This is a genomic window from Sinomonas sp. B1-1, from assembly GCF_050474465.1.
In the GTDB taxonomy this organism is placed as follows: Bacteria; Actinomycetota; Actinomycetes; order Actinomycetales; family Micrococcaceae; genus Sinomonas; species Sinomonas flava.
Genome location: NZ_JBCHVF010000003.1, coordinates 145,176 through 170,754, shown reverse-complemented (window position 1 = coordinate 170,754; position 25,579 = coordinate 145,176). Strand labels below are relative to the sequence as shown.

At 71.9% G+C, this 25,579-nt stretch carries 20 protein-coding genes; 14 read left to right on the top strand and 6 right to left on the bottom strand.

Going from position 1 to position 25,579, the window contains the following annotated elements:
• Positions 1-103 precede the first annotated feature (103 nt).
• From ACQ5BE_RS07765 to ACQ5BE_RS07735, 7 genes are all read left to right on the top strand, one after another.
• A complete protein-coding gene (locus ACQ5BE_RS07765) occupies positions 104-1,516 on the top strand; it encodes a PspC domain-containing protein (protein WP_430296445.1) in 1,413 nt (470 codons plus the stop codon).
• A 1-nt stretch (position 1,517) separates the two neighbouring features.
• On the top strand, positions 1,518-1,850 hold the full coding sequence (locus ACQ5BE_RS07760; protein WP_430296444.1) for a hypothetical protein: 333 nt from the start codon (positions 1,518-1,520) through the stop codon (positions 1,848-1,850).
• A gap of 16 nt (positions 1,851-1,866) precedes the next feature.
• The gene (locus ACQ5BE_RS07755) at positions 1,867-2,163 is read left to right on the top strand and encodes a PspC domain-containing protein (RefSeq protein WP_208710000.1); all 297 of its coding nucleotides are present in this window, start codon (positions 1,867-1,869) and stop codon (positions 2,161-2,163) included.
• 186 nt (positions 2,164-2,349) lie between these two features.
• Positions 2,350-3,648 carry a PspC domain-containing protein gene (locus tag ACQ5BE_RS07750; RefSeq protein WP_430296442.1) on the top strand — a complete coding sequence of 433 codons (1,299 nt, stop codon included), beginning with the start codon at positions 2,350-2,352 and terminating at the stop codon, positions 3,646-3,648.
• A 1-nt stretch (position 3,649) separates the two neighbouring features.
• Entirely contained in the window at positions 3,650-3,913 is a 264-nt protein-coding gene (locus ACQ5BE_RS07745; protein WP_430296441.1) for a hypothetical protein, read from the top strand.
• 136 nt (positions 3,914-4,049) lie between these two features.
• Complete coding sequence (locus tag ACQ5BE_RS07740; protein ID WP_208710006.1) at positions 4,050-5,075, top strand: 6-phosphofructokinase; 1,026 nt, start codon at positions 4,050-4,052, stop codon at positions 5,073-5,075.
• A gap of 3 nt (positions 5,076-5,078) precedes the next feature.
• Positions 5,079-5,795, top strand: coding sequence for a GNAT family N-acetyltransferase (locus ACQ5BE_RS07735; protein ID WP_430296440.1), 717 nt, complete (start codon positions 5,079-5,081; stop codon positions 5,793-5,795).
• 233 nt (positions 5,796-6,028) lie between these two features.
• On the opposite strand, the gene ACQ5BE_RS07730 is transcribed toward ACQ5BE_RS07735, so the two are convergent.
• The 6 genes from ACQ5BE_RS07730 to ACQ5BE_RS07705 form a co-directional block, all read right to left on the bottom strand.
• Positions 6,029-7,516, bottom strand: coding sequence for a DHA2 family efflux MFS transporter permease subunit (locus tag ACQ5BE_RS07730; RefSeq protein ID WP_430296439.1), 1,488 nt, complete (start codon positions 7,514-7,516; stop codon positions 6,029-6,031).
• 68 nt (positions 7,517-7,584) lie between these two features.
• Entirely contained in the window at positions 7,585-13,605 is a 6,021-nt protein-coding gene (locus tag ACQ5BE_RS07725; RefSeq protein ID WP_430296438.1) for an Ig-like domain-containing protein, read from the bottom strand.
• 243 nt (positions 13,606-13,848) lie between these two features.
• Positions 13,849-14,259 (bottom strand): ankyrin repeat domain-containing protein, encoded by a 411-nt coding sequence (locus ACQ5BE_RS07720; RefSeq protein ID WP_430296437.1) that lies wholly within the window; start codon positions 14,257-14,259, stop codon positions 13,849-13,851.
• Entirely contained in the window at positions 14,256-15,404 is a 1,149-nt protein-coding gene (locus tag ACQ5BE_RS07715) for a YgfZ/GcvT domain-containing protein (protein WP_430296435.1), read from the bottom strand. Before ACQ5BE_RS07715 ends, ACQ5BE_RS07720 begins: the two co-directional genes overlap by 4 nt.
• A gap of 49 nt (positions 15,405-15,453) precedes the next feature.
• Entirely contained in the window at positions 15,454-16,083 is a 630-nt protein-coding gene (locus ACQ5BE_RS07710) for an FABP family protein (protein ID WP_430296434.1), read from the bottom strand.
• A gap of 268 nt (positions 16,084-16,351) precedes the next feature.
• A complete protein-coding gene (locus ACQ5BE_RS07705; RefSeq protein WP_430296433.1) occupies positions 16,352-17,086 on the bottom strand; it encodes a permease in 735 nt (244 codons plus the stop codon).
• A gap of 216 nt (positions 17,087-17,302) precedes the next feature.
• Between ACQ5BE_RS07705 and ACQ5BE_RS07700 the strand changes: the two genes are divergently transcribed.
• The 7 genes from ACQ5BE_RS07700 to asd all read left to right on the top strand — a co-directional run bounded on the left by ACQ5BE_RS07700 (position 17,303) and on the right by asd (position 25,556).
• Positions 17,303-17,998, top strand: coding sequence for a winged helix-turn-helix transcriptional regulator (locus ACQ5BE_RS07700; RefSeq protein ID WP_208710020.1), 696 nt, complete (start codon positions 17,303-17,305; stop codon positions 17,996-17,998).
• Positions 17,999-18,587: 589 nt separating this feature from the next.
• Complete coding sequence (mshD, locus tag ACQ5BE_RS07695; RefSeq protein ID WP_430296431.1) at positions 18,588-19,556, top strand: mycothiol synthase; 969 nt, start codon at positions 18,588-18,590, stop codon at positions 19,554-19,556.
• A 65-nt stretch (positions 19,557-19,621) separates the two neighbouring features.
• Positions 19,622-21,940, top strand: a complete 2,319-nt coding sequence (locus ACQ5BE_RS07690) for an RNA degradosome polyphosphate kinase (RefSeq protein ID WP_430296430.1) — start codon at positions 19,622-19,624, stop codon at positions 21,938-21,940.
• The gene (locus tag ACQ5BE_RS07685; RefSeq protein ID WP_430296428.1) at positions 21,937-22,914 is read left to right on the top strand and encodes an NUDIX hydrolase; all 978 of its coding nucleotides are present in this window, start codon (positions 21,937-21,939) and stop codon (positions 22,912-22,914) included. Before ACQ5BE_RS07690 ends, ACQ5BE_RS07685 begins: the two co-directional genes overlap by 4 nt.
• A 49-nt stretch (positions 22,915-22,963) precedes the next feature.
• Positions 22,964-23,794 (top strand): thymidylate synthase, encoded by an 831-nt coding sequence (locus ACQ5BE_RS07680; protein ID WP_430296427.1) that lies wholly within the window; start codon positions 22,964-22,966, stop codon positions 23,792-23,794.
• Positions 23,791-24,318 (top strand): dihydrofolate reductase, encoded by a 528-nt coding sequence (locus ACQ5BE_RS07675; protein WP_344298889.1) that lies wholly within the window; start codon positions 23,791-23,793, stop codon positions 24,316-24,318. Before ACQ5BE_RS07680 ends, ACQ5BE_RS07675 begins: the two co-directional genes overlap by 4 nt.
• Before the next feature lie 98 nt (positions 24,319-24,416).
• A complete protein-coding gene (gene asd, locus ACQ5BE_RS07670; protein ID WP_430296425.1) occupies positions 24,417-25,556 on the top strand; it encodes an aspartate-semialdehyde dehydrogenase in 1,140 nt (379 codons plus the stop codon).
• Positions 25,557-25,579: the final 23 nt, after the last annotated feature.

Below are 25,579 nucleotides of genomic sequence, written 5' to 3'. Positions count from 1 at the left end.
GGCCTCCTCAGGGACGCTCCGAGCCGCTTCCCCGGGTCCGCTCAGGGTCCGCTCAGGGAAGGCCCCCATGGGAGGGCGGCGCACCGAGCGGAAGGATTGAGGCATGAGCACCGAATCCCAGTCCCCCCATCCTGATCCGGACCCCGCCCCGGGCCCCCAGACAGCTGGCCCGCAGCCCGACCCCCAGCCCGGCGCCTACCCGCCGCCCGCGGGCCGCCCCTCCCAGCCACCCCGCCAAGGCGACGTCTTCGGCTGGGTGCGCGGGCTCGGCGTCGTGCGCGGCTCCGACCGCTGGGTGGGCGGCGTCGCGAGTGGCCTCGCCCACCGCTGGGGCGTCGACCCGATCCTCATCCGCGGCCTGTTCATCGTCGCCGCGATCTTCCTCGGCATCGGGGTCCTCGCCTACGGCCTCCTGTGGCTGTTCCTGCCCGAGCCCGACGGGCGCATCCACGTCCAGGAAGCGGGACGCGGCCACTGGACCAGCGGCATGACCGGCGGCCTGATCGTCACGATCCTCGGCCTCGGCGGCGCCAGGGCCGGGTTCTGGTTCGGCGAGCGCGGGTTCGGCGGCGCCTTCTGGGGGCTGTTCTGGCTCGCTGTCGTGGCATTCGCGGTCTACAGCATCGTGCGCGGAAGCCGACGCCGGCATGCTGTCCCCGGGGCCGTGCCGCCCGGCGGTGTCCCGGGAAGCACCCCCGCCCCCGCCGCGCACTATGCCGGGGCCCCGCTGCCCGAGCCGGGCGACGCCTACTACGCCAAGGCGACCAGCGCGCCGTCGTACGCGGGCCCCTACGCGCCGCCGGCAGGAAGCCAGCCCGCAGGGGCCTGGGCGCCGGTCCCCACACCCTCGCCGCTGCCCCCGCGACCGCGCAGGCGCGGCCCGGGAGCCGGGTTCGCCACCGTGGTCGTCGGGATCGCCGCGCTCGCGGCCGGCACCCTCCTCGCGCTGACCCTCGCCGGTGCCGTGAGCGTCTCGGGGGGCGCCATGTGGGCCACCGCCGCAGTGGTGATCGGCGCAGGCATCCTGGTGGCCGGGCTCCGCGGGCATACCGCCGGCATCCTGTCGCTCTTCGCGGTGATCGCCCTCGTCTCCGCCGCCCTGTCGCTCGGGATCGAGAGGGCCCTGCACGCGGACGGATTCCCCTGGCGCTCGGACGGCCCGACCCGGGTCGCCTACACGCCGTCGACCGTCACCGAGGCCGAACACGGCTACCAGGTCACCGCGGCGCAGGGCCGCATCGACCTCAGCGCACTCGACGACGCCGGCCCCCTCGCCTCGGACAGGACCGTCCCGATCGACGTGAGCCTCAGCGACCTCACCATCGAGATCCCCAAGGACGTCCCGGTCACCGTCCGCGCCGACACGACCCTGAGCAGCGTCGAGTTGGGCAGCAGGAGCATCGCGGGGCTGCGGCAGTCGGGCTCGGAGAGCTACAACGCCGACCGCCCGGGCGGGACGCTCGTCCTGGCCCTCGACACCAACCTCAGCGACGTCAAGATCACCAAGGAGAACTGACATGAGCACCGACTACGGCCCGAGCGGCGCGTCCGCCGGCGTGCAGACCGGCCCCGCGGAGAAGCAGGGGCCCGCCGTGGGAACCATCGTATGGGGGGCAGTCGTGATAGCAGTGGGAGCGCTCATGCTGGCCAACCGGCTGGGATGGCTGACCGTCGACCCGGGCTTCGCGGCCGCAGGGGTGCTCCTCCTGGCTGGGCTGGGGCTCGTCATCGGCGGGCTGCTCGCCTCACGCAGGAGGCAGGGTACGGCGGACGACGCCGGCACCTCCCCCGCGGGCGAGCATCCTTCCGAGGGTGGTCCCCACGGCGCCAGCCCGTACGCGACCGAGTGAGAGACCAGGAGGAACCATGGACAAATTCTTTGCCGCCATCCGCTCGAGCGGCCTGAAGCGCGGACCACGACGGATGCTGGGAGGGGTGCTCGGAGGCCTCGCGGCCAGGGCCAACGTGGACGTCGCGTTCGTCCGGATCGGCTTCCTGCTCCTGTGCCTCCTCCCAGGGCCTGCCTTCCTCGCCTACCTCGTGGCGTGGATCCTGATCCCCGGCCAGGACGACCGCATCATCCTGGAGGACTTCCTGAACAACAGGAGCATCGGGAAGGGCGGATCCTCGGGGCCCGGCGTCGGGACAGGCCCGACGGCATGAGCTGAACCGACGCTGCGCCTGATGGCGGCTGAAAGCCCGGCCCTGGAGGCCCGGCCCCTCGTGAGGGGCCGGGCCTCTGCCGTTGGCCACAGGCAGAGGCCCAAGGCCTCTAGAGGGGTGCGTGGGCCGGCCGGACACTGGAATCAGCGGCCCAGCCCGCCGTGTCGTGTCTGGAAGGACCGAGTCATGAGCAGCCACCAGGCCCAAGGAGCCCCAGGGGCCCCCATCCAGCCCTCCGGCCACGCCGGCACGGATTTCTTCACCTGGGTCCGCACGCTCGGCGTCTCGCGCGGCACCGACCGCTGGGCGGGAGGCGTCGCGAGCGGGCTCGCCCATCGATGGGGCGTGGACCCGATCCTCGTGCGGGGCCTCTTCGTCGTCGCGTCGATCCTCCTCGGAGCCGGGCTCCTCGTCTACGGGGTCCTCTGGCTCCTGCTTCCCGAGCCCGACGGCCGCATCCACCTCCAGCAGGCCATCCACGGCCACTGGACGGGGGGCATGACGGGCGCCCTCGTGGCCTCAGTCCTCGGCCTGGGCGGAACACGGACCGGCCTGGCCTACGAGGCCGGCAGTGGCGGCCCCGTCTGGGGCGCCGTGTGGGGCGTCTTCTGGCTGGCCGTCGCCGTGCTGATCGTGACCAGCATCGCGCGCTCTGCCCGCTCGCGGCGGCCGGGCAGCGTGCCGCCCGACACCACCGTGGCGCCCGACACCACCGTGCCGCCGGACGCCGCCGTGCCGCCCGACGATGTGCCGCCGCCGCTCTATGCCTCGACCGTTCCCTACGGCCCGGCGTACGGAACGGCGCCAGCACCGTCCGGGCACGCGCCCGGCGCCCCGGCCCCGACCGTGGTGCGCCCCTCCCGGCCCGGGCCCGGCGGACCGTACGCGACCGTCGTCGTCGGGCTTGCGGTCATCGTCGCGGCGGTGCTGCTCGCCTTCCAGCTCGCGGGGAACCCACTCGTCGACCCGGCCTCAGGCGCCATCTGGGCCGTCGCGGCCGCGGTGGTGGGCCTCGGCATCATCGTCGCCGGGCTGCGTGGGCGCTCGAGCGGCATCCTCTCCTTCTTCGCCGTCGTAGCCCTGGCGGGAGCCGCGATCACGCAGCCCGCCTACCAGCTGAGCCAGACACCCGGGGTGGTGGACCTGTCGCCCAGCACAGTGGCGCAGGCGACCGCCGGCTACTCGCTCACGGGCGCCTCGGGGCAGCTCGACCTGCGGGCCTTGGACACCGCAGGCCCCCTCGCCTCCGATGCAGCGGTTCCGGTGGACGCGACGATGAGCAGCCTCAAGATCACGGTCCCCAAGGATGTTCCCGTGCGGGTGGAGGCAGATTCCGTCCTGAGCACCGTGAACTTCGGGTCCAAGTCCCTCTCGGGCATCACGGCCAAGGACTCCGAGACGTACAACGCCGACCGGGCCGGCTCCGCCCTCGTCGTGCGCGTGCACGCGACCATGAGCAGCATCGAGATCCGACAGGAGCGGTGAGATGAGCACGCAGCCCAGCACCGAGCGTGAGTACCGGCAGGGACCGAGCCTGGGGACGGTCATCTGGGGCGCCGTCGTCGTCTCCCTTGCGGCGCTGATCGTGGCGGGACGCCTCGGATGGTTCGCCGTCGACCCAGGGATGGTCGCCGTCGTCCTGCTCCTTGTCGGGGGTCTGGGGCTTGTGGTGGGCGGCGTGGTGGCGGCCGCCCGAGGCCGCCGCGGGCCGGCCGGCGCCGGAACACCGGAGGAACGCGCGGAACCGTGACACCCGGCCTCGGCTGTGGTGTGCATCACGAAGAGGCCGCCGATACAATCGCCGTGGGCTCAACGGGGCGCCTCGAGCAAGCACGGCGGCCCCCGCATCTGCGGGGCTGGCCGTACCCACCACGGAAAGGCCCTGCATGAAGATCGGCATCCTCACCTCTGGCGGCGACTGCCCCGGCCTCAACGCAGTCATCCGCGGAGCGGTGCTCAAGGGCATCGCCGTCCACGGGCAGGAGTTCGTGGGGTACCGCGACGGGTGGCGCGGCGTCGTCGAGGGCGACATCGTCGACCTCCCCCGCACGAGCGTCCGCGGCATCGCCAAGCAGGGCGGGACGATCCTGGGCACCTCCCGCACCAACCCGTTCGAGAACGGCGGCGGCCCCGAGGTGATCAAGGGCCACATGGACCGGCTCGGCATCGATGCCATGATCGCGATCGGCGGCGAGGGCACGCTCGCCGCGGCGAAGAGGCTCACCGACGCCGGGCTGAAGATCGTAGGCGTCCCCAAGACCGTGGACAACGACCTCGACGCCACCGACTACACCTTCGGCTTCGACACCGCCGTGGAGATCGCGACCGAGGCGATCGACCGGCTCCGCACGACCGGTGAGTCCCACCACCGCTGCATGATCGCCGAGGTCATGGGCCGCCACGTCGGCTGGATCGCCCTGCACGCCGGCATGGCCTCCGGCGCCCACGCGATCCTCATCCCCGAGCAGCGGGTCACCATGGACCAGGTCGCGACTTGGGTGCGTCTGGCCCACGAACGCGGACGCGCTCCGCTGGTCGTCGTCGCCGAGGGTTTTGTCCTCGAGGGCATGAGCGCCCCGCACTCCGAGCGCGGCCTGGACACCTTCGGCCGGCCCCGCCTCGGCGGCATCGCCGAGCAGCTGGCCCCCGAGATCGAGTCCCGCACCGGCATCGAGACCCGCGCGACGATCCTCGGGCACATCCAGCGCGGCGGCGTCCCCACCGCGTTCGACCGCGTCCTGGCCACCCGGCTCGGCATGGCCGCGATCGACTCCGTGGTCGAGGGCCGCTGGGGGACCATGGTCTCCCTCGACGGCACCGACATCGTCCACGTCGGCTTCGACGCCGCCCTCGGCCGCCTCAAGACCGTCCCCCAGCACCGCTACGACGAGGCAGCCGTCCTCTTCGGCTGAGACGTGGGCACCGCAGGGACATTCCACCAGGGGAGCCGCGACATCGTGCGGCTCGTCTGGGCGCGCCGGCTGGGTCTGGCGGACCTGGCCTTCGCGGACGACGGCGCGCGGCTGCTCGGGTGCCGCGACGACGCCGAGGAGCTGGTCGCCGTCGTGCTCTTCGGGCAGCTGGCCATCGCCGGGCCGACGGAGCTCGTGGAGGCGGCCGCCGACTACGCGCCCGAAGACCTCGTGTCCGGCAGCGCGCTCCTGAGGCTCGCCGGGCACGGGGCCCACGGGCTGCGTACCGCCGTCCTGGGCTTCGCGGACGACCTCCCGCTCGAGCAGCCCGACGTCGAGCCGGAGGTCTCCCGGGGGGCGCCCGAGGCGATCGAGCTGGAGATGCGGTGCCCACCCGACGACGTGAGCTCCGCGGGCCTCACCCGGCGGGAGCATCGTTTCACGCTGATGCTCCCCGATGGCCCGGCGGCCTGCGCCGCGTACGGCGAGGAAGGTGGGCTCCTGGCCGACCTGTCCGTGCTCGTGGCCCCGGCTTACCGTAGGCGCGGGCTCGGACGGCTCGTCGCCTCGATCGCGGCGCACGAGGCCCTCGCCGACGGCCTCGTGGTCCAGGTGGCGGTGCCGTCGCACACGACGGCGGCGCTGCGCCTCGTCGATTCGCTCGGCATCGCCCCTGCGGGCCAGCTGGCCTCCGTCCGGCTCGGACCCCGCACCCCCTGACCCGCCGAGGTCACCCCCACTGGCGCCGAGATCACCCCCACTGACGCCGAGATCACCCCCACTGCCGCCGAGATCACCCCTCGTGGAGTGACCTCGAGCGCAGAAGGGATGACCTCGGCGCCACATCCGGTGACCTCGGGCGCACACGAGGTGACCTCGGGCGCAGAAAGGGTGACCTCGGGCGCAGACGGGGTGACCTCGGGCGCACACGGGGTGACCTCGGCGTCGCGGCGTCAGCGGGGGGCGGGCTGCTTCGGCGCCGGAGCCGGCTTCGGCGCCGCGGGCACCTTGACGAAGAAGAACGCGACGGCGAACCCGACGAGCACCACCGCCGCCGGGAGGAGCACCGACTGGCCCATCGCCGCCGAGAACGGTGCATGCAGCATGGGCGGCAGCGCCGCCCCGGCGAAGTCGCCGGCCGCGCCGGACTGGCCGCCGCCGGGCATCTCGGCCGCGAGGCGCGCCTGGATGAGGGCAGCGATCGCCGCGGACCCGAGGACCGCCCCGATCTGGCGGGTCGTGTTGTAGATCCCGGAGCCCGCGCCGGCCAGCTGCGGCGGGAGGCTGCGCGTGGCGAGGGTCGCGAGCGGTCCCCACAACCCCGCGTTCGCGAGACCGACAACCGCGCTCGGGATGAGCAGCGCCCAGATCGGCATGTCCGGGGTCAGGAGGACGGCGTAGAGCACGAGTCCGAACGCGAAGAGCAGCATCCCGCCGATGTTCATGACCTTCGCGTACCCGCGGTCCACGAGCTTGCCACCGACGGGCGCCAGCGCCCCGGACAGGACCGCCAGCGGAATCATCATGAGCGCCGACTGGGTCGGCGTCATGCCGCGCACCAGCTGGTAGTAGAAGATCGTCGGCAGCCCGAACGACGTCACGGCGAACCCCACCGTGGTGATGCCGACGTTCGCGAGGGTGAAGTTGCGGTCCCTGAACAGGCCGAGCGGCACGAGGGGCTCCGCCCGGTTGCGCCACTGCCACACGACGAAGAGCGCCATGACCACCACCCCGGCGATGATCAGCTCCCAGACCGTGAGCGGCCCGGAGATCGTTCCCCACGCGTAGGTCTGGCCCTCCTGGATGCCGAACACGAGCAGGAACATGCCGACGCCGCTCAGCACGACGCCGAGCCAGTCGAAGCGGTGCGCGTGGGTCGCCAGGCGCGGGACGAGCCGTGCCGCGAGGAGGAAGCCGACGACGCCGACCGGGACGTTGATGAAGAAGACCCACTCCCAGCCGGCCCCGTCCACGAGGACGCCGCCCAGGATCGGGCCGACAAGCATCGCAACGCCCGCCGTCGAGCCCCAGATCGCCATCGCGGAGCCTCGGCGCTCCGGCGGGAAGATGCGCGTGATGACGGCCATGGTCTGGGGGGTCATGAGCGAGGCGCCGAGCCCCTGCACCACGCGCGCAGCGATGAGCGACCCCACGCTTCCCGAGAGGCCGCACCACAGCGAGGCGAGGGTGAAGACCACGAGCCCGCCGAGGTACATGTTCTTGGGGCCGAAGCGGTCACCGAGGCGGCCGGTGATGAGCAGCGGCACGGCGTACGCGAGCAGGTAGGCGCTCGTGACCCAGATGACCGCATTGATGTCGGCCCCGAGCGCCCGCATGATCGCGGGGTTCGCCACCGACACGATGGTCGTGTCGATGAGGATCATGAAGAACCCGATGACGAGGGACCAGAGGGCGGCCCACGGCCGTTCGACGTTTTCCACCGGACAAGGGTCTCACTTCTTCAGGACAGTGTCTGTCCTGAAGAGTTCGCCCGTGGCGAGAACCACAGCTACCACGTGTTGTTGTTGGTCCTCGCGCGCCCGCCCTTGCCGTCGTCGACCACTGCCCAGCCGTTGGACCAGGGGTTGATCGAGTCCTTGCCCAGGAAGCAGTACTGGTTGTTGCGGAAGTAGCCGTTGCCGTCCGTGGTGTCCCAATACTCGGCGAAGACGTGCGGGTTGGGCGCGGAGTCGATGTAGCACTGGACGTGCACCCTCGTGTTGGGGTGGAAGTTCCGGCCCGTGACGTCGAAGTACCAGCACGCGTTGGACGTGCACTGAGGGTCGTTGGCGCGTGGGCCCTGGGCCAGCGTCGCCGAGGGCGACGCCGTGCGGGCCGAGTCCGACTTCGTGGAGCAGTTCGTGGGCTCCCCCTGCACACAGGCCTTGACCGTGATCGAGTGCGCCTCGTCGGGCCCGTTGCCCACCGTCGCGGCGCCGTCGTTGGCGACCTGGCCGCCGTCGATCGTCACCGTGACGTTCGTGGGCCGGCCGTTGTCGTAGCCGCCGGTGTTCCACGTCATGTTGACCCGGATTCCGTTCTGGGCGGCGCTGGCAACCGGCGTCTGGGGCCGGCCGTAGGGGTTGGCGGCGTCGCTGTTGCCGTTCGGGCCCGGACCCGCCGAGTTCACGGCGCGCACCATGAACGAGTAGTTCGTCCCGTTGGCCAGGCCCCCGACCACCCGGCTCGCGGCCAGGTTCTGCCAGCCGCCGCCGTTGACGGCGTACTGGTAGCCGGAGATCGCGTCGCCGTTGTCGGCGGGCGCGGTGAAGGCGAGCTTCACCTGGTGCCCGTCGCCGGTGGTGTCGTACGGCGTCGCCGACAGGGTGGTCACGGCGCCGGGGCGGCCGTAGGGCGTCACCGCGTTGCTCCGGGCCCCCTCCGGCGAGGACCCCACCTTGTTCGAGGACACGACGGAGAACGTGTAGCTGGACGAGTTGTCGAGGCCGGTGACCTGCAGGGACGTCTGCGCAGTCTGCGCCGTCGTCTTCTCGAGCGCCCCGTTCCGGTAGACCTTCACGGCATAGCCGGTGACCGGCTCGCCGTTGCTCTTGAGCGGCTCCGAGGCCCAGGTGACGTCGACGGCGCCGCCGTTGACGGCCGACGTCATGCGGGCCGCCTGGGGTGCCGCGGGCGCCAGCGGTGGCCCGGCCGGCTTGGCGGCGGCCGAGAGCGCGGACCAGTCCGACGGGTCCTTCGCGCCGTTCTTCGCCTGGATCCGTGCCCGGTACTCGACGCCGTTGGTCAGGCCGTCCCACGTGAGCTGGGTGACCGGGCCGACGGTCTTCCGCTGGAGGCCCTGCGACGAGGACAGCTCGATGGTGTAGCTCTGGATCGGGGTGCCCTCGTTCGCCGGGGCGGTCCAGGCCATCGAGATCGTCTTGTCGCCGCGCGTCAGCACGGGCGCCGCGGGGGCCGCGGGCTTGGCGTCCGGAGTCACGGGGGCGGAGGCAGGGCCGGGCGCGGACGGCCCGACAGCGTTGACCGCGATGACCGTGAAAGTGTACTGGGTCCCGTTCGCCAGCCCGCCGATGGTGCACGTGTTGGTCGGGCAGTCCTGGCTCCCGCCGGCGAAGCCGACCTTGTAGCCGGTGATCTCGGCGCCGTTGTTCGCCGGCGGAGCCCAGTGGAGGACCACCTGACGGCTCGACATGCTGTCGACGACGGGCGCGCTCGGCGCGTCGGGCCTGTCGCGGACGGTGACCGTGAACTGCCCCTCCACCTCGCGGTCGCCGTCCCCGGTGGCGTCCTGGATGCGGTAGGAGCCGGTGAGCTGGCCGTGGAAGCCCGCGGCGGGGGTCACGACGACGCGGTCGCCGTCCACCCGCGCGCTCCCCCCACCGGAGCCGACGGTGGCGTTCAGGAGCTTCAGCGGCTTGTCCGGGAACGGGTTGGCGTCGTTGGCGAGGACGGGGATCTCGACCGGCTTGCCGGCCTGCGCTTCAGGCACCGCGTCGGGATTGGCGACGGCGAGCGGCCGGGTCGAGCCGACGACGCGCACCTCGACCGCCCCGGAGACCTTGCCGCCGCGGCCGTCGTCGACCTCGATGCCGACCTGCCCCGCGGCGCCCCGCTGGGCGCTGCCGGCCTTGGCGACGAGGACCGAGCCGTCGAGGCTGACGTCCACCCCTTCGGGCGCGCCGCCCGTGAGGCGGAAGGACATGCGGTCGATGTCGCCCGGGTCGGGGTCCGTCGTGGCAGCGCGGAGGTCCAGCCGCGCCCCGTCCTCGCCCTGCGCCGTCTCGAGCGCGCTCGTGGCGAACGTGGGCGGGGTGTTGGGCTTGTCGGCGGTCGGCTCGACATCGAGCGGGATCGTCAGGACGCTCTTGAGGCCCTCGGGGTCGTCGGGGCCGGAGCCGTCTGTGACCTCGAAGGTGATCGAGGCCCGGCCGCCGTAGTCCTTGCGCGCCGCGTACCGGAGGGTGCCGGCGTCCTTCACGAGCGGCTGCCCGTCGGAGGCGATGGCGGTGACCCCAGCCTCGGTCGTGATCCGCGGCGCACGGCCGGGACGCACCGTGACGTAGTCGCCGAGCTTCAGCTCGAGCGGCTCGCCGGCCTTGGCGTGGACGGGGTTCAGGGTCTTCAGGACCGGCCGCTGGTCGCGCAGCCCGGGGACCCAGATGATGGCGGTCGAGGAGAGCCCGTCCACGTCCGTGACGGTGTACGGGATGGCCTGCGGCTGCTGGGCCAGCGCGACGTTCACGGTCCGCCCGTTCACGGTGGTCCCGGCCGCGGCCGCGCTGGCCGGGACCTCGACCCTGAGGTCGCCTGCCACGCCGTCGGGGTCCTCGTCGTTCTTCAGGACGTCCACGGCGAACGTCGTCCTGCCCGCGACGTCCATGGCGTTGACCCGGTCGTCCCGGGCGATCGGCGCCTTGAGCTCCGCCTCGGGGCTGACCTCGACGATGATGCTGCCGATCGCGCGGCCGCCGCGCCCGTCGTCGACCGTGTAGCGGACCGTCGCCGTGCCGGGCACGGCCGGGGCGGTGACGACGACGCGGCCCTGGTCGGCCCGCGCGGCCGCCCCGTCCGGGACCTCGAAGCCGTCGGAGACGAGGCGGACCGTGTCGCCGTCGGGATCGGTGTCGTTGGCCAGGGCGTCGACGGACACCGGCCGGCCGGGACGGACCGACACCTTGTCGTCCCCCGGGATCGGAGCCTGGTTCCTGTTCGGGGTGGCGGCGACGCCGACGAGCACCGTCGCGACGCCGCGGCCGCCGTAGCGGTCCTCCACGACGTACGTGAAGGTGTCCTTGCCGTAGGCGTTGTTCGCCGCGCTGTACTCGATGTACCCGTCCTTGACGATCGCGGTGCCGAGGGCCGGCGGCTTCTCGATGCCGGTGATTGTGACGGAGTCGCCGTCGGGGTCCACGCCGTCCAGCGGCACGGCGACCTTCGCGGTGTGGCCGGCGAGGACGCGGGCGGTGAGGTTCTTCGGCACGGGCATGGCGTTCTGGGCGGGGTCGTCCGCACGGATGGTGATGGTGACCTTCGCGGAGTCCTTCTGGCCCGCGGGGTCGACGACCTCGTAGATGCCGTACACGGTCCCGGGGTTCGGCCCGGCGGAGAAGCGCAGGGTGTCCTGGTCCACGAAGAGGTGCCCCGCGGCCGCGTCCGGGACCTCGACGAGCTTCGGGCTGAGTGTGATGGGGGCGCCGTTGGGGTGGGAGTCGTTGGCGAGGACGGGGATCGTCACGGTGTCTCCCGCACGGACCACCACCTCGTCGCCCTTCGCCACGGGCGGCTCAAGCTTGGCCGGCTGCGGCACGGGCGTCACGGTCACGGTCGAGCTCGCCGTCTTGTCCCCGTTGGACACGACGTAGCCGATCGAGAGGGGCTCCTTGAGGCCGCGGGTGTCCGTGATCTTCAGGATCGCGTGGTTGATGACGGAGACCGTGATGGGCGCGTCGGAGGGCAGCGAGATCGACTGAACGACGAGGACGCCTCCCGCGGGGTCGGTGTCGTTCGCGAGCGGGTCGACGAGGACGCTCCCGCCCGTGGGCAGGAGCCCGACGTCGCGCACCGCCACGGGCGCGCCGCCGTCGGTCTTCGCCGCCTCGACGTCGATGCGCACGAGGCCCTGCGCCGTCGCGGAGCCGTTCGAGGCGAGGTAGACGGCGTAGTACACCTTGGGCTCGGCCGCCTGGGCCGAGAAGGTGCCGTCCTCGGAGTTCATGACGATGTCGAGCCCGGCGACGGGCTCCACGCGCAGGAGCCGCAGGCCCTTGCCGGAGGGGTCTATGTCGTTCGCGAGCGGGGAGACCACGATGGGCTCGCCGACTCCGGTGCGGACGTGGTCCGGCGTGGTCTGCGGGGGCAGGCTCCCGACGGCGCGCACGTCCGCGGAGATCGTGGCCTCGGTGACGTCGCGGCCGTCGGAGACGCGCATGCGGATCTCCTTCTTGCCCAGGCCCAGGCCGCCGTCCGTGAAGACGACCGTTCCGTCGGCCTGGAAGCGGACCGAGTCCCCGGGGGCAGGGGTGCTCGCGCCGGCGAGGAAGAGCTCGTCGCCATCGGGGTCGACGAAGTCCCCGAGGATGTTCTGCGAGACCGTGCTGCCCTGTTCGACGGCGATCGTGTTCGCGCGCAGCTGGCGCGGCGCGGCATTCGACGACCCGTCCCGCACCGTGAGGTTGACCCGCGCGGAGGCCGTGCCCCCGCGACCGTCGGAGACCTCGTACTCGAACGCGTCGCTGCCCGTGGCGCCGGCGTTGACCACGATCTGCAGGGCGGCCCCGTTGAAGATCGGCTGCACCTGGCCGATCCGCGCCGCCGTGCCGGTGGGCCGCACGGTGAGGACGTCTCCGTCGGGGTCCGTGTCGTTCAGCAGGATGGGGAGGATCACGGTCCGGCCCGGGCGCACGCCGAAGTCATCCGGCATGGCGGTGGGGGGCCTGTTCTCCTCGGTCCGGTCCGGCAGCTCCTTCTGGAGCATGATCTCGGCGGAGTCCTCCTTGTCCCCGTCCTTGGTCTGCTTCTGGGGGACGATCTCCTGCCAGTTGTTCACGAGCTGCATCTGCTCGGTCACGAGCCACACGTTGCCCCCGCGGACGTCGTTGAGCACCACGATGTCGCGGTTGACCCGGAAGACGAGCTCGGAGTCCGGCTTGGCGGAGGGGATGTCCTTGGTCTCGGTCTGGCCGCCGCAGTCGCGCACGTACATGCCCGTCCCGGACCACGCGGCGTGGACGCAGCCGCCCTGCTGGACCGGGCGTGCGGGCAGGCCGGGGCGGCCCTGCGCGGCGTCGAGCTGCCGGCCGGCACCCCCGCCGAGCGGCATGAGCACCAGTGCCTTCGCCGTCGCGAGGGCGACGTTTCCGGCCGCGGGCCCGGACTGCTGCAGCTGCGCGTTGCGGAAGTCGTCGCGCTGGACCTTCTGCCCGCCGGGGAGCAGGAGGGTCCCGCTGCCGGGATCGAGCACGACGGCGTCGCTCCCCACAGTGGCGATCTGCACCTTCGCGTTCGGGGCCAGGCCGTCGACCGTGGTGAACGTGGCCTCGCGGCCCTCGGGGATGCGCACGATCTCGCTGCGGGCCGGTGAGACCGCGACGACCTCGTTCTCGGACGAGACGGTGGCGACGGCGCCGGGGACGTCCTGCGCGCTGGGTTCCGTCGACTCGGGGTTGAACCCCGAGAGCCGTTCGAGCGGCAGGGCCCACACACGGCCCGTGCCCGGGTCGGCGAGCGCCGCCGTCGTGCTCCCGAACGCCGCGGTCCCGGTGCCGCTGAACGGGAGGTCGCCGCTGAGGCGCACCTCGGCCGAGTCGACGGGGCTCAGGGTGGCGACGCCCTTGTCCTGGACGGCCACGGAGCGTGACTGCTGGACGACGTCGAAGGTCTTGGAGCGCGCCGCCACGCCGCCGTCGAGGACCTTGGAGGAGAAGTTGAGGTGGCCTGCCATGTTCATGGAGCCGTTGGTGACCCAGACGCCGCCGTCGTTGAGGTCCGCGGAGACGGACCTGAAGCCCGGGTACAGGATCGCGGCGGTGACGAGGACCGCCCCCACGCAGGCCATCGCGATGGCAGTCACAATGCGCGGCGCGTGCTGGCGCAGCCCCCCGGCTCGTCGCAAAGCGGTCCCCCCGTCAGTCGCGCCGGCCAGCGCACGGCGCACTGGTCCCGGTTCCGCGAGATGTCAGCCGCCGGGCCTCCCCGAGAGGCGCAGCGGCACCCCCCGAGGGTAGCGCACGTGTCCGGCGCCTCCCCAGCCGGCGGGGAGAACTCCCCATGCCCCCGGGTCCGAGGGGAAGGCCGAGGGAGGAGGGGAAAGCGGTCAGCCGGCCGTCCCGAACCGGTCGAGGAGGTCGGACCGGCCGAACATGTGGGCCGCCTGGCGCGCGGAGGGAGTGCCCGCATCCGGGCTCGCGCCGAGGGCCAGCAGGGCGTCCACGACGTCCCCGTAGTCCTTGAACACCGCACCCGCGAGCGGGGTCTGGCCGCGGTCGTTCGCGGCCTCGACGTCGGCGCCGCGCTCCCCCAGCAGCCGGACCGCGCCCGCGTGGCCGTGGTAGGCGGCCAGCATCACGAGCGTGTCGCCGGACTGGTTGGCGAGCGACGCCGGCGCCCCGGCGTCGAGGTACGCGCGCAGCGTGGTCTCGTCCCCGGCCCGTGCGGCATCGAAGAGCCTGCCGGCGAGGGCGATGACGTCGTCGTCGGGCGCGGGGGCGTGGTTGTTCTCGCTCATGCGTTCCTCCTGAGGAGTCCTGTGGGCCGGCCGACGACCTGGCCGGCGTCCGGGGCGACGATGAGTTCCTGGGCTGCCGCGTAGTCCTCGCCCTCCGCTTCGCCGCGCACCACGAGGGCCGCTGCCGGGTCCACGGACCTCTTGAGCACGGCGAGGGCGATCGGCCCCATCTCGTAGTGCAGCGCAGCCGAGGTGACCTGCCCGACCTGGCGTGCGCCGGCGTCGTGCGCCGACCCGCCTGCCGAGGCGAACACGGGGCTGCCGACGGCCGGGAGCGTGTGCCCGGAGCCGTCGAGCTGGAGCATCGTGAGCCGCCGCGGCGGGTGGCCCAGGTTGTGCACGCGCGCGACCGTCTCCTGGCCCTTGTAGCAGCCCTTCGCCAGGTGCACGGCGGTGCGGAGCAGGTCGAGCTCGTGGGGGATGGTGCGCTCGTCGGTCTCGAGGCCCCAGCGCGGCCTCCATGCGGCGATGCGCAGCGCCTCCGACGCCATGGCACCGGCCAGCCCGACGCCGTCGGCCTCCAGCGCGGCGACCGCGTCCTGGAGCCGCGCACGCTCGACGACGTGCTCGAACCACGGGCGGTCGAGGCCGGGATGGCGGTCCTCGCCGACCACGGCGTAGGAGTAGCCGCCGGGGGCCACGTGCGGCCAGGGGTCTGCCCAGGTCAGCGGCGCGCCGCCGGGACCGAAGGGGTCGAGCGCGGCGAAGCGGCGCGTGCCGGCCAGCACGGCCCACGCGTCGGTCGCGTCCTTGACCTCGACGCGGAGCATGAACTTCATCGAGGTCAGCCACGCCGCCAGGCCGGGGGCCTCGGCGCCCTCGACGAGGAGCCACGCCCGCTCGCCGTCGTCGACGATCCGCGCGTCGTACTCGATGCGTCCCTGGACGCTCAGGAGGAGCAGCTCACTGGACTCACCCGGGGCCAGTGACGCGACCTGCTGGGAGGAGAGCGTCGTCAGCCACGAGAGGCGGTCCGGGCCGGAGACGGTGACGATGCCGCGGTGGGAGAGGTCGACGGCGGCGCGGCCGGCGGCGAGCTCCCGCTGCTCCCGCAGGGGGTCGCCGTAGTGCGCCGCGACGCCGGCATCGGCCCCGCCGGCCTCGACGGCACCGGGACGGGCGAGCAGAGGAGATGAAGAAGTCATGTACGTTCCAACGCCTCGGGGGCCGATTTCACTCCACACCCTCGGCAGGTCACTCGGTGGGCGGCTGCGCGGCGGACGGCGAGGAGGTCCGGTGCAGGATCGCCGACGCGTGCGGGGCCAGCGGCGACTCGCCCGCGGCGACGTCCCAGCGCCAGAAGAGGTCGCCATTGACGAGGCCGAAGATCCGGGTCGCGGCCTTGTAGTCGCGGGCGTGCGCGCCCCGCAGGACGGCGTCGGTGCTGAGCTGGATCTGGGGGCCCTTGATCTGGCCGTAGTAGAGCTCGGCGATGCTGCCCGGATGCAGGATCGTGACGGTGATGTCGAACCCGTCCTGGCTGTTCCGGAGGGTCTCGACCTCGTCGGCGGACTTGTAGGCCGGGACGATGTCGGCGGGGGTGAGGCCCGGGCCGCCGTCGGCGTCCTGCAGGGGCCTGTCGAGCTGCCAGAAGCCCGTCTCGGTGGACAGGGGCCGCAGCCGGTTCCCGTTCTCGTCTGAGAGCCAGCTGTCAGCGGTGTACTGGAGGTAGGGGAAGCCGTTGTGGGCGAACACGACACGCTGGACGAAGTGCTCATCCCCGGCCTCCCCGGCACCGAGCCGACCCCGCCCTTCCCACTCCCCGATGAGCCACGACAGCGGGACAAGCTCGGGGGTCAGGCCGGACGGGATCTCGATGGGCACTGGGCTCCTTCTTCGGTGCTACGGTGCGGTCTTCCTTCGGCAGCGCGGCCGACGGGTCAGCGCTGGCCCTTGAACAGCTTCCACACGACGAGCCCGGCGAACCAGGCCATGGAGATACCCGCGACGGCGAGGAGGACAAGGAAGAAGATCTCGAAGGCAACAACGCTCATACGGCCCATCGTAGCGCCTCGGGCGGGGCCCACTGCCCGTGAGGCTGGCCACACCGCCGGCCGCCCGGATCATGCGCCGGCCGCGGAAGGATGGTGTGCTAGACGACGAGCATCCGGTCGAGGAAGTACGCGATCGACCCGACGGCAAACGCCGGCGCGAGCCCGAGCGCGACCACGCCGAACGGTGCCAGCCGGATGCTGCGCGTGCTGTTGAGCCTGCGGAACGCGGCGAGCACCGCACCGATCACGACCCCGGCGATCGTCGCCGGGAGCACCGAGATCCCCGTCAGCACCAGGCCCGCGAGCGGCGCAGCGAGGCCCGCGAACACAATGGCGAGCGGAGCGACGATCGTGTCCGGCCACCGGATCATCCCGATGAGGAGTGCCACGACCGTGCTGATCCCGGCAACGAGGAGCATGGAGCCCGCGCCGGTGAGCCGGGCCGTGCCGATCCACCCGGCACCGAGGCAGCACAGCAGGACGCCCGCGCTCGCGCCGAACGCGGACTCGAGCCGGTGGCTCTGGCCCGTGCCGCGGAGCAGCTGGACGACCACGACAGCCATCACGCCGACCGCGATCGCGAGAGGCGTCCACGAGAGGAGCTCGGGTCCCGGGGTGAACGTGACCGCCGCCGCCGACGCCACGCCGGCCAGCGCGATGACGGCACCGTTGGTCTTGCGGGCCGGAATCCCCAGGAAGTGGGGCCAGCCGAACCCGACGGCCACGGCCACGGCCGCAACCCCGGCGAGCTGCACGACGGGGCCGCCCAGGCTCGACCCGACCGCGAGCGCCGTGCCGGCGATCGCGATCGCGCCGCCCGCGACGGACCTCACCCAGGACTTCACCGCCCCGCCCCCGCCTGCGCCTCCCGGCCGGTCGCGGCCGCGGGCCGCGCTGTTCCCGTCTGTGCGCTCATCACCCTGCCATCCTGCCTCACCGGGGCGCCGGTCTGTGACTTGCGTTCGGCGGGTCTGGGCCGGGCCGCGCCTATAATCGGCGTCAAAGGTACCCCTGCCCGACGCCGTGCAGCCAGATCCTCGGGAGGAACCATGTCGCACATCCTGCTTCTGACGAACGCCAACGGCTCGTCAGTGGACATCCTCCCGGCCCTCGAGCTGCTGAACCATCGGGTCCACATCCTCCCGGCCGAACCGACCGCGCTGCTCGACGCCGATCCCGCCGACGTCATCTTCCTCGACGCGCGCAAGGACCTGGTCGGCTCGCGCTCGCTCACCCAGCTCCTGCGTGCGACCGGGCTCGGCGCGCCGCTCATCCTCATCCTGACCGAGGGCGGGATGGCAGCGGTGTCCTCCGCCTGGACCGTGGACGACATCATCCTGGACTCCGCCGGGCCGGCCGAGGTCGAGGCCCGCGTCCGGCTCGCCATCTCGAAGACGTCAGCCGCCGAGGAGCCGGAGACCGAGATCCGCGCAGCCGGCGTCGTGATCGACGAGGCGAGCTACACGGCGAAGGTCAACGGGGAGGCCCTGAACCTGACGTTCAAGGAATTCGAGCTCCTGAAGTACCTCGCCCAGCACCCCGGCCGGGTGTTCACCCGCCAGCAGCTGCTCACCGAGGTGTGGGGCTACGACTACTACGGCGGCACCCGCACCGTCGACGTGCACGTGCGGCGGCTCCGGGCGAAGCTGGGGCCCGACCACGAGGGGCTCATCGGCACTGTCCGCAACGTCGGCTATCGGCTCACGCTCACCCGCCTCAACGAGGACGAGCTGAGCGAGGCCTGACCCCCGCCCCCGCAGCGTTTCGGGTACACCAAATCACGCCCCTGAGCGTCTCAGGTACACCAAATCCCTCCCCTGAGCGTCTCAGGTACACCAAATCCCGCCCCTGAGCGTCTCAGGTACGCGCCAGCTCGCGGCGAGGGTCGGCTGGCGTACGACGGCGGCCAGCCAGCTCGCGCTCGGTGCGCACCCGGCGTCGTGCGCGCCGTACCCGAGATCCAGCCAGGCCGCATTTCGCGTACCCGAAACGTCCTGGGGAGCCCATTTCGCGTACCTGAAAGATGGAGGGGCCGCATTTCGCGTACCCGAAACGTCCTGGGGAGCCCATTTCGCGTACCCGAGACGAAGGTGGGGGCCGCGTGGACGCGCCGAGGGCCCCGCACGGTGGATGCGGGGCCCTCGGGAAGGGTGGAGGACATACGGGTCGAACGTATCAAAGCCACCCCACTGGTGGATCCCCCTCGGCCGCCGGTGCACCCGGCGACAGGACATTGACAGTACCCGAGGCGGCCTGCCGCGTCAAAACACACGCCGGCCGGGCGCCGTCGTGCGAAACACCCCAATCCGCGGCCTTTTCGCTAGCCTTGCCTACATGACCAGCGCATACCCGCAGGATTGGCCCGTCACCGTTGTCGAAGGCCGCGTCCCGCAGGCTCTCTGGGCCGAGATCCAGGCCCTGCTGGAGGCCGCCGAGGAGTCCGACGGCAACCCCTCCCTCTCCGAGCAGACCACCGTGCTGATGAAGTCGCCGGACACCCGGTCCGAGGAGATCGTGACGGTCGCCGTCCACGCCCTCGACGACACGTCGGGCTCTTCGGCACCCGAGGACCTCGCGGGCCTCGCCGCGATCGCATTCGGCGAGGACGGCGCGGGCGTCGCGGAGCTGGCCGTGCACCCGAACTACCGCAACCAGGGCGTGGGCATGAGGCTCGTGGAGGCCATCAAGGAGCTCCGCGGCGCCACGGGCCTGAAGGGGCTCAAGGCCTGGTCCCACGGCAACCACGAGGCCGCGGCGGAGCTCGCCACGCACTACGGGTTCGTGCCCGAGCGCCAGCTGTGGAAGATGGTCCTCGTCCGCCACCCCCACGAGACCGCCGAGCCACTCCCCGAGGGCGTGCACATCCGCACGTTCGAGCCCGGCCGCGACGAGGACGCCTGGCTGGCCGCGAACCGGGCCGCGTTCTCCCACCATCCGGAGCAGGGCTCCCTCCGCCGCAGCGACCTCGAGGCGCGCATGGCGGAGGACTGGTTCGATCCGCGCGGCTTCTTCCTCGCAGTCGACGACGACGGCCGCATCCTCGGGTTCCACTGGACCAAGGTGCACCCGGCGCACGGCGAGCACCGCGCCCTCGGCGAGGTGTACGTCGTCGGCGTCGTGCCCGAGGCGCAGGGGCGCGGGCTGGGGCGGGCGCTGACCCTGCACGGGATCGACTACCTCCACTCGCTCGGGCTGGCGACGATCATGCTGTACACCGATGCGGACAATCTGCCGGCGGTCGCCATGTACCGGCGCCTCGGGTTCACGCTCTGGGACCGGGACGTCCTCTACTCCCTCGCCTAGCCCGCGCCCCTGCGGCGGCGCCCTAGTAGTGTTGACCCGACACACCGAGCTCCTGCGGAGGAACCATGACTGAAGCCGCCCAGAACCAGAGCAGTGCAGCAACGGAGCCGCAGACTGACCCCACCCCCTCGACGCTGTCCGCGCACGACGGCGCCGCCGCGCCCACCGCGGCCGTCGCGCCCCGCGCTGTGCCCGTGTTCGGGTCGTCGGAGGTGCCCGCGGCGCGGGCGACTCAGGACCGCATCGACATCCCCGAGTTCGCCCCCCAACAGGTCCCCGAGGGCGATGTGGGCCCGGACCGCTTCCTGGACCGGGAGCTCAGCTGGCTCGCGTTCAACGCCCGCGTCCTCGAGCTTGCCGAGGACCCCGACCTCTACCTCCTCGAGCGCGTCACCTTCCTCTCGATCTTCGCCTCCAACCTCGACGAGTTCTTCATGGTCCGCGTCGCAGGGCTCAAGCGGCGGATCGCGACCGGGATCGCCGTGCCCTCGGCGGCCGGGCTGAGCCCCATCGAGGTCCTCGAGCAGATCTCCGAGGAGGCGCACCGCCTCCAGGAGCGGCACGCACACGTCTTCGCGGACCAGATCCGGCCCGCCCTCGCCAAGGAGAACATCCACATCGTCCACTGGGACGACCTCACCCACGAGGAGCATGCACGGCTGCGGGGCATGTTCTCCGAGCAGGTCTTCCCCATCCTGACCCCGCTCGCCGTCGATCCCGCCCACCCCTTCCCGTACATCTCCGGCCTCTCGCTCAACCTCGCCGTCGTCGTGCGGAACCCGGTCAGCGAGAAGGAGCTCTTCGCCCGCCTGAAGGTCCCGGACCAGCTCCCCCGCCTGATCTCGATCGACGGACCCCGCGCGGGCGCCGTCGCGGGCCGGACGGCCCGCTTCATCGCCCTCGAGGAACTCATCTCGGTGCACCTCGACCAGCTCTTCCCGGGCATGGAGGTCCTCGAGCACCACACGTTCCGCGTCACCCGCAACGAGGACCTCGAGGTCGAGGAGGACGACGCCGAGAACCTCCTGCAGGCCCTCGAGAAGGAGCTCCTGCGCCGGCGCTTCGGGCCGCCGGTGCGCCTCGAGGTGACTGACGACATCAACCCGAACATCCTGGCCCTGCTGGTCCGGGAGCTCGGCGTCGAGGAGAGCGAGGTGTACCAGCTGCCCACCCCGCTGGACCTCCGCGGCCTCAGCGTCATCGCGGGCATCGACCGCACCGACCTGCACTACCCGAAGCAGCTCGCCCACACGTCGCGCTTCCTCAACGAGTCAGAGACGGCCAAGGCCGCGAACGTCTTCGCCGCGATGCGCCGCCGCGACATCCTTCTGCACCACCCGTACGACTCGTTCTCCACCTCGGTCCAGGCCTTCCTCGAGCAGGCGGCCGCGGACCCCAAGGTCCAGGCGATCAAGCAGACCCTGTACCGGACCTCGGGCGACTCGCCGATCGTGGACGCGCTCATCGACGCGGCCGAGGCCGGCAAGCAGGTCCTCGCGCTCGTCGAGATCAAGGCCCGCTTCGACGAGCAGGCCAACATCTCGTGGGCGCGCAAGCTCGAGCAGGCCGGCGTGCACGTGGTCTACGGGATCGTGGGCCTCAAGACGCACTGCAAGCTCTCCCTCGTGGTCCGCCAGGAGAACGACGGCCTGCGCCGGTACTGCCACATCGGCACGGGCAACTACCATCCGCGCACGGCCAGGTACTACGAGGACCTCGGCCTGCTCACGTGCGACGAGCAGGTCGGCGAGGACCTCTCCAAGCTGTTCAACCAGCTCTCGGGCTACGCGCCGAAGTCCACTTTCAAGCGGCTCCTCGTGGCCCCCCGCTCGGTCCGGTCCGGCCTCATCGACCGCATCGAGACGGAGATCCGGAACGCGCGCGCCGGGCTGCGCTCCCGGGTGGTCATCAAGGTCAACTCGATGGTCGACGAGGCCATCGTCGATGCCCTCTACCGGGCCTCGCAGGCGGGCGTGCAGGTGGACGTCATCGTCCGCGGCATCTGCTCCCTGCGGCCCGGGGTCCCGGGCCTGAGCGAGAACATCACGGTCCGCTCGATCCTGGGCCGGTTCCTCGAGCACTCGCGGGTCTTCGCGTTCGCGAACGGCGGCAACCCGGTCGTCTACATCGGCTCCGCGGACATGATGCACCGCAACCTCGACCGCCGCGTCGAGGCGCTCGTCCAGCTGCGGAACCGCGACGACATCGCGGAGCTCATCGCGCTCCTCGACCGCTACCTCGACGACCGGACGTCCTCGTGGCATCTGGACCGCGAGGGGCACTGGACCCGCCACCACCTCGACGCCGAAGGTCGCCCGCTCGAGGACGTGCAGTCGTGGCTCCTGGCCTCGCGGGCCCGGCAGCGAGCCACGAGCCTGCGGTGATGACTGACACCCCCGTCGACGACCAGACCGCGCATCCGGGCGAGGACGTCGCCGTCAGGGCCGCCGGGGCCATCCCCTGGCGGAGGGCGGGCGACCGCCTCGAGGTGCTGCTCATCCACCGTCCCCGCTACGACGACTGGTCCTGGCCCAAGGGCAAGCTCGACCCGGGTGAGACGCTCCACGAGTGCGCCTCCCGGGAGATCCGGGAGGAGATCGGGCTCGACGCTCCGCTGGGGGTGCCCCTCGGCGTCACCCACTACCGCGTGGCGGCCGGCCTCAAGTCGGTGCACTACTGGGCCATGCACGTCGACGCCTCCCAGCGCGTCGTGCCGGACGGCGACGAGGTCGACCAGGTCCACTGGTGCACCCCGGACGAGGCCGAGGTGCTCCTGTCGAACCGCACCGACGTCGCCCCGCTCGAGGCCCTCGTCGCCGCGGAGCGGGACAGCGCGCTCGCCACGCGCCCCCTGATCCTCCTGCGCCATGCCAAGGCCAAGCCGCGCAGTTCGTGGACGAAGGCCGAGGGCGACCGCACCCTGGCCGCGACGGGGGTCCGCCAGGCCCAGGCGGTCGCGAGGCTCCTGCAGGTGTGGAAGCCGACCCGTGTGGTCACGAGCCCCTGGCGCCGCTGCGTGGACACGGTCCTCCCGTACGTCCGCTCCTCGGGCGTCAAGGTCAAGGTCCGCCTCGTCGACCACCTCACGGAGCACCGCCACTCGCGCAAGCCGCACAAGGCGGCCGACGTCGTGGGCCGGCTCTTCGACAAGCGCAGGCCCGCGGTGCTGTGCTCGCATCGGCCGGTGCTTCCGACCCTGCTCGGCGAGTTCAGGAAGTACCTCGAGCCGGGCCTCGACGACATGCTCCCCGCGTCGGATCCGTACCTCGCCCCCGGGGAGGTCATCGTGTTCCACGTGCCGCTCGAGGGGCGGCCGCGGGTCGTGGCGCTCGAGCAGGTCAAGCCGTTCGAGGACTGACGCCGGCTGGTCGAAGCTAGACTAGTCGGATTCCGACTAGTCTAGGGACATGCCCACCCCCACTCGTGTCACGACCCCCTACGAGGACCTCCTGCGGGACGTGCTCGAGCATGGCGCGCACAAGGGCGACCGCACCGGCACGGGCACCCGTAGTGTGTTCGGCCGCCAGATCCGGTTCGACCTGTCCGAGGGCTTCCCCCTCGTGACCACCAAGCGCGTGCACTTCAAGTCCGTGGCCCTCGAGCTGCTCTGGTTCCTGCGCGGCGACTCGAACGTGCGCTGGCTCCAGGAGCAGGGGGTCACCATCTGGGACGAGTGGGCGGACGACGCCGGCGAGCTGGGCCCCGTCTACGGCGTCCAGTGGCGCTCGTGGCCCACACCGGACGGGGGCCACATCGACCAGATCGCCGCCGTCATGGACTCGCTCCGGACCGCTCCCGACTCGCGCCGCCACATCGTCTCCGCATGGAACGTGGCCGAGATCTCCACGATGGCGCTGCCGCCCTGCCATGCGCTGTTCCAGTTCTACGTCGAGCCGCAGGAGGACGGCCCGGGGAAGCTCTCGTGCCAGCTGTACCAGCGCAGCGCGGACATGTTCCTGGGCGTCCCGTTCAACATCGCCTCCTACGCGCTCCTGACCCACATGGTCGCCCAGCAGCTCGGGATGGGCGTGGGTGAGTTCGTCTGGACCGGCGGCGACTGCCACATCTACGACAACCACGTCGAGCAGGTGCGCGAGCAGCTCTCCCGGGAGCCGTACCCCGCTCCGCAGCTGTCCATCGGACGCGTGCCCGAGAGCCTCTTCGACTACCGCTACGAGGACTTCGAGGTGCTCGGCTACCAGCACCATCCCACGATCAAGGCCCCCATCGCCGTATGAGCACTGATTCGAGCGAGATCGGCCTGATCTGGGCGCAGACGCAGGAGGGCGGCGTCATCGGCCGGGACGGCACCATGCCGTGGCACGTGCCCGAGGACATGAAGCACTTCGCCTCGACCACCACGGGCCACCCGGTGGTCATGGGTCGGCGCACGTGGGACTCGATCCCGGGGCGCTTCCGGCCGTTCACCGGCCGGACGAACATCGTCGTCACCCGCCAGCCGGGCTGGGAGGCGGAGGGCGCCGTCGTCGTGCATTCCCTCGACGAGGCACTCGAGACGGCGCGCCGCAGCGAGGGCGGCGAGCGGGTGTGGGTGATCGGCGGCGGGGAGATCTTCGCCGAGGCGATGCCGCAGGCCGACGTGGCCGTGGTGACCATCCTCGACCTCGACGTGGACGGCGACACCTTCGCGCCCCAGCTGGGAAGCGAGTGGCGGCTCGCGTCGGTCCAGCCGGACGACGGCGGCTGGCTCACCTCCCGGACCGAGGTCCCCTACCGCATCGTGGAGTTCCGCCGAGGCTAGGGCCGCCCGCGGCGGCGACCGCGCGCCGTCGTGCGTCGGCGCTGCCGGGTGAGGGAGCCCACAGGCGCCGGCCGCTGGGCCCCCGTAGAATGGAAGGCATGACTTCTTCGGTAGGCTTCGTCGGCTGGCGCGGCATGGTCGGCTCCGTCCTCATGGAGCGCATGCAGGATGAGGGCGATTTCGCCTCGATCGACCCGGTGTTCTTCTCGACCTCCAACGCGGGCGGCGCTGCCCCGTCCTTCGCCGGTTCTGCCGGGGGCGATGCCGGTGCCCTGCAGGACGCGTTCGACATCGAGGCGCTGAAGAAGCTCCCCATCATCGTGACCGCCCAGGGCGGCGACTACACGAAGCAGGTCCACCCGCAGCTGCGGGCCGCGGGCTGGGACGGCCTGTGGATCGATGCGGCGTCCACGCTGCGCATGAACGAGGACTCGATCATCGTGCTCGACCCGGTCAACCGGAAGGTGATCGACGAGGGACTGGCCTCCGGGGTCAAGGACTTCGTCGGCGGCAACTGCACTGTCTCGTGCATGCTCATGGGGCTCGGCGGCCTGTTCCGCAACAACCTCGTCGAGTGGGGCACGTCCATGACGTACCAGGCGGCCTCCGGCGGCGGCGCCCGGCACATGCGCGAGCTGCTCACGCAGTTCGGCACCCTCCACGGCGAGGTCGCCGCAGAGCTGTCGGACCCGGCGTCGGCCATCCTCGAAATCGACCGCAAGGTCCTGGCGGCCCAGCGCGGCGGCGTCGACGCGACGCAGTTCGGCGTGCCGCTGGCCGGGTCCCTCATCCCGTGGATCGACGCCGACCTCGGCAACGGCCAGTCCAAGGAGGAGTGGAAGGCCGGGGTCGAGACGAACAAGATCCTGGGCACCGCGGCGGGCTCCGAGATCGAGCCGGTCATCATGGACGGGCTGTGCGTGCGGATCGGCGCCATGCGCTCGCACTCGCAGGCGCTGACGCTCAAGCTCCGCGAGGACCTCTCCGTGGCCGAGATCGAGAAGCTCCTCGACGCCGACAACGAGTGGGCCCGCGTGGTGCCCAACGAGAAGCAGGCCTCGATGGACCAGCTGACGCCCGTCGCGGCGTCCGGCACGCTCGAGATCCCCGTGGGCCGCATCCGCAAGCTCGAGATGGGGCCGGAGTACATCTCCGCCTTCACCGTCGGTGACCAGCTCCTCTGGGGCGCCGCCGAGCCGCTGCGCCGCATGCTCAAGATCGCCACCGGCACGCTCTGAGGCCGGGCAGCCGCGCCGCGCAG

Excerpts from the sequence above, each read along its gene's own strand:
- ACQ5BE_RS07765 (WP_430296445.1), top strand. The coding sequence starts at position 104 with ATGAGCACCGAATCCCAGTCCCCCCATCCTGATCCGGACCCCGCCCCG.
- ACQ5BE_RS07760 (WP_430296444.1), top strand. The coding sequence starts at position 1,518 with ATGAGCACCGACTACGGCCCGAGCGGCGCGTCCGCCGGCGTGCAGACC.
- ACQ5BE_RS07755 (WP_208710000.1), top strand. The coding sequence starts at position 1,867 with ATGGACAAATTCTTTGCCGCCATCCGCTCGAGCGGCCTGAAGCGCGGA.
- ACQ5BE_RS07750 (WP_430296442.1), top strand. The coding sequence starts at position 2,350 with ATGAGCAGCCACCAGGCCCAAGGAGCCCCAGGGGCCCCCATCCAGCCC.
- ACQ5BE_RS07745 (WP_430296441.1), top strand. The coding sequence starts at position 3,650 with ATGAGCACGCAGCCCAGCACCGAGCGTGAGTACCGGCAGGGACCGAGC.
- ACQ5BE_RS07740 (WP_208710006.1), top strand. The coding sequence starts at position 4,050 with ATGAAGATCGGCATCCTCACCTCTGGCGGCGACTGCCCCGGCCTCAAC.
- ACQ5BE_RS07720 (WP_430296437.1), bottom strand. The coding sequence starts at position 14,259 with ATGAGCGAGAACAACCACGCCCCCGCGCCCGACGACGACGTCATCGCC.
- ACQ5BE_RS07715 (WP_430296435.1), bottom strand. The coding sequence starts at position 15,404 with ATGACTTCTTCATCTCCTCTGCTCGCCCGTCCCGGTGCCGTCGAGGCC.
- ACQ5BE_RS07700 (WP_208710020.1), top strand. The coding sequence starts at position 17,303 with ATGTCGCACATCCTGCTTCTGACGAACGCCAACGGCTCGTCAGTGGAC.
- mshD (WP_430296431.1), top strand. The coding sequence starts at position 18,588 with ATGACCAGCGCATACCCGCAGGATTGGCCCGTCACCGTTGTCGAAGGC.
- ACQ5BE_RS07690 (WP_430296430.1), top strand. The coding sequence starts at position 19,622 with ATGACTGAAGCCGCCCAGAACCAGAGCAGTGCAGCAACGGAGCCGCAG.
- ACQ5BE_RS07680 (WP_430296427.1), top strand. The coding sequence starts at position 22,964 with ATGCCCACCCCCACTCGTGTCACGACCCCCTACGAGGACCTCCTGCGG.
- ACQ5BE_RS07675 (WP_344298889.1), top strand. The coding sequence starts at position 23,791 with ATGAGCACTGATTCGAGCGAGATCGGCCTGATCTGGGCGCAGACGCAG.
- asd (WP_430296425.1), top strand. The coding sequence starts at position 24,417 with ATGACTTCTTCGGTAGGCTTCGTCGGCTGGCGCGGCATGGTCGGCTCC.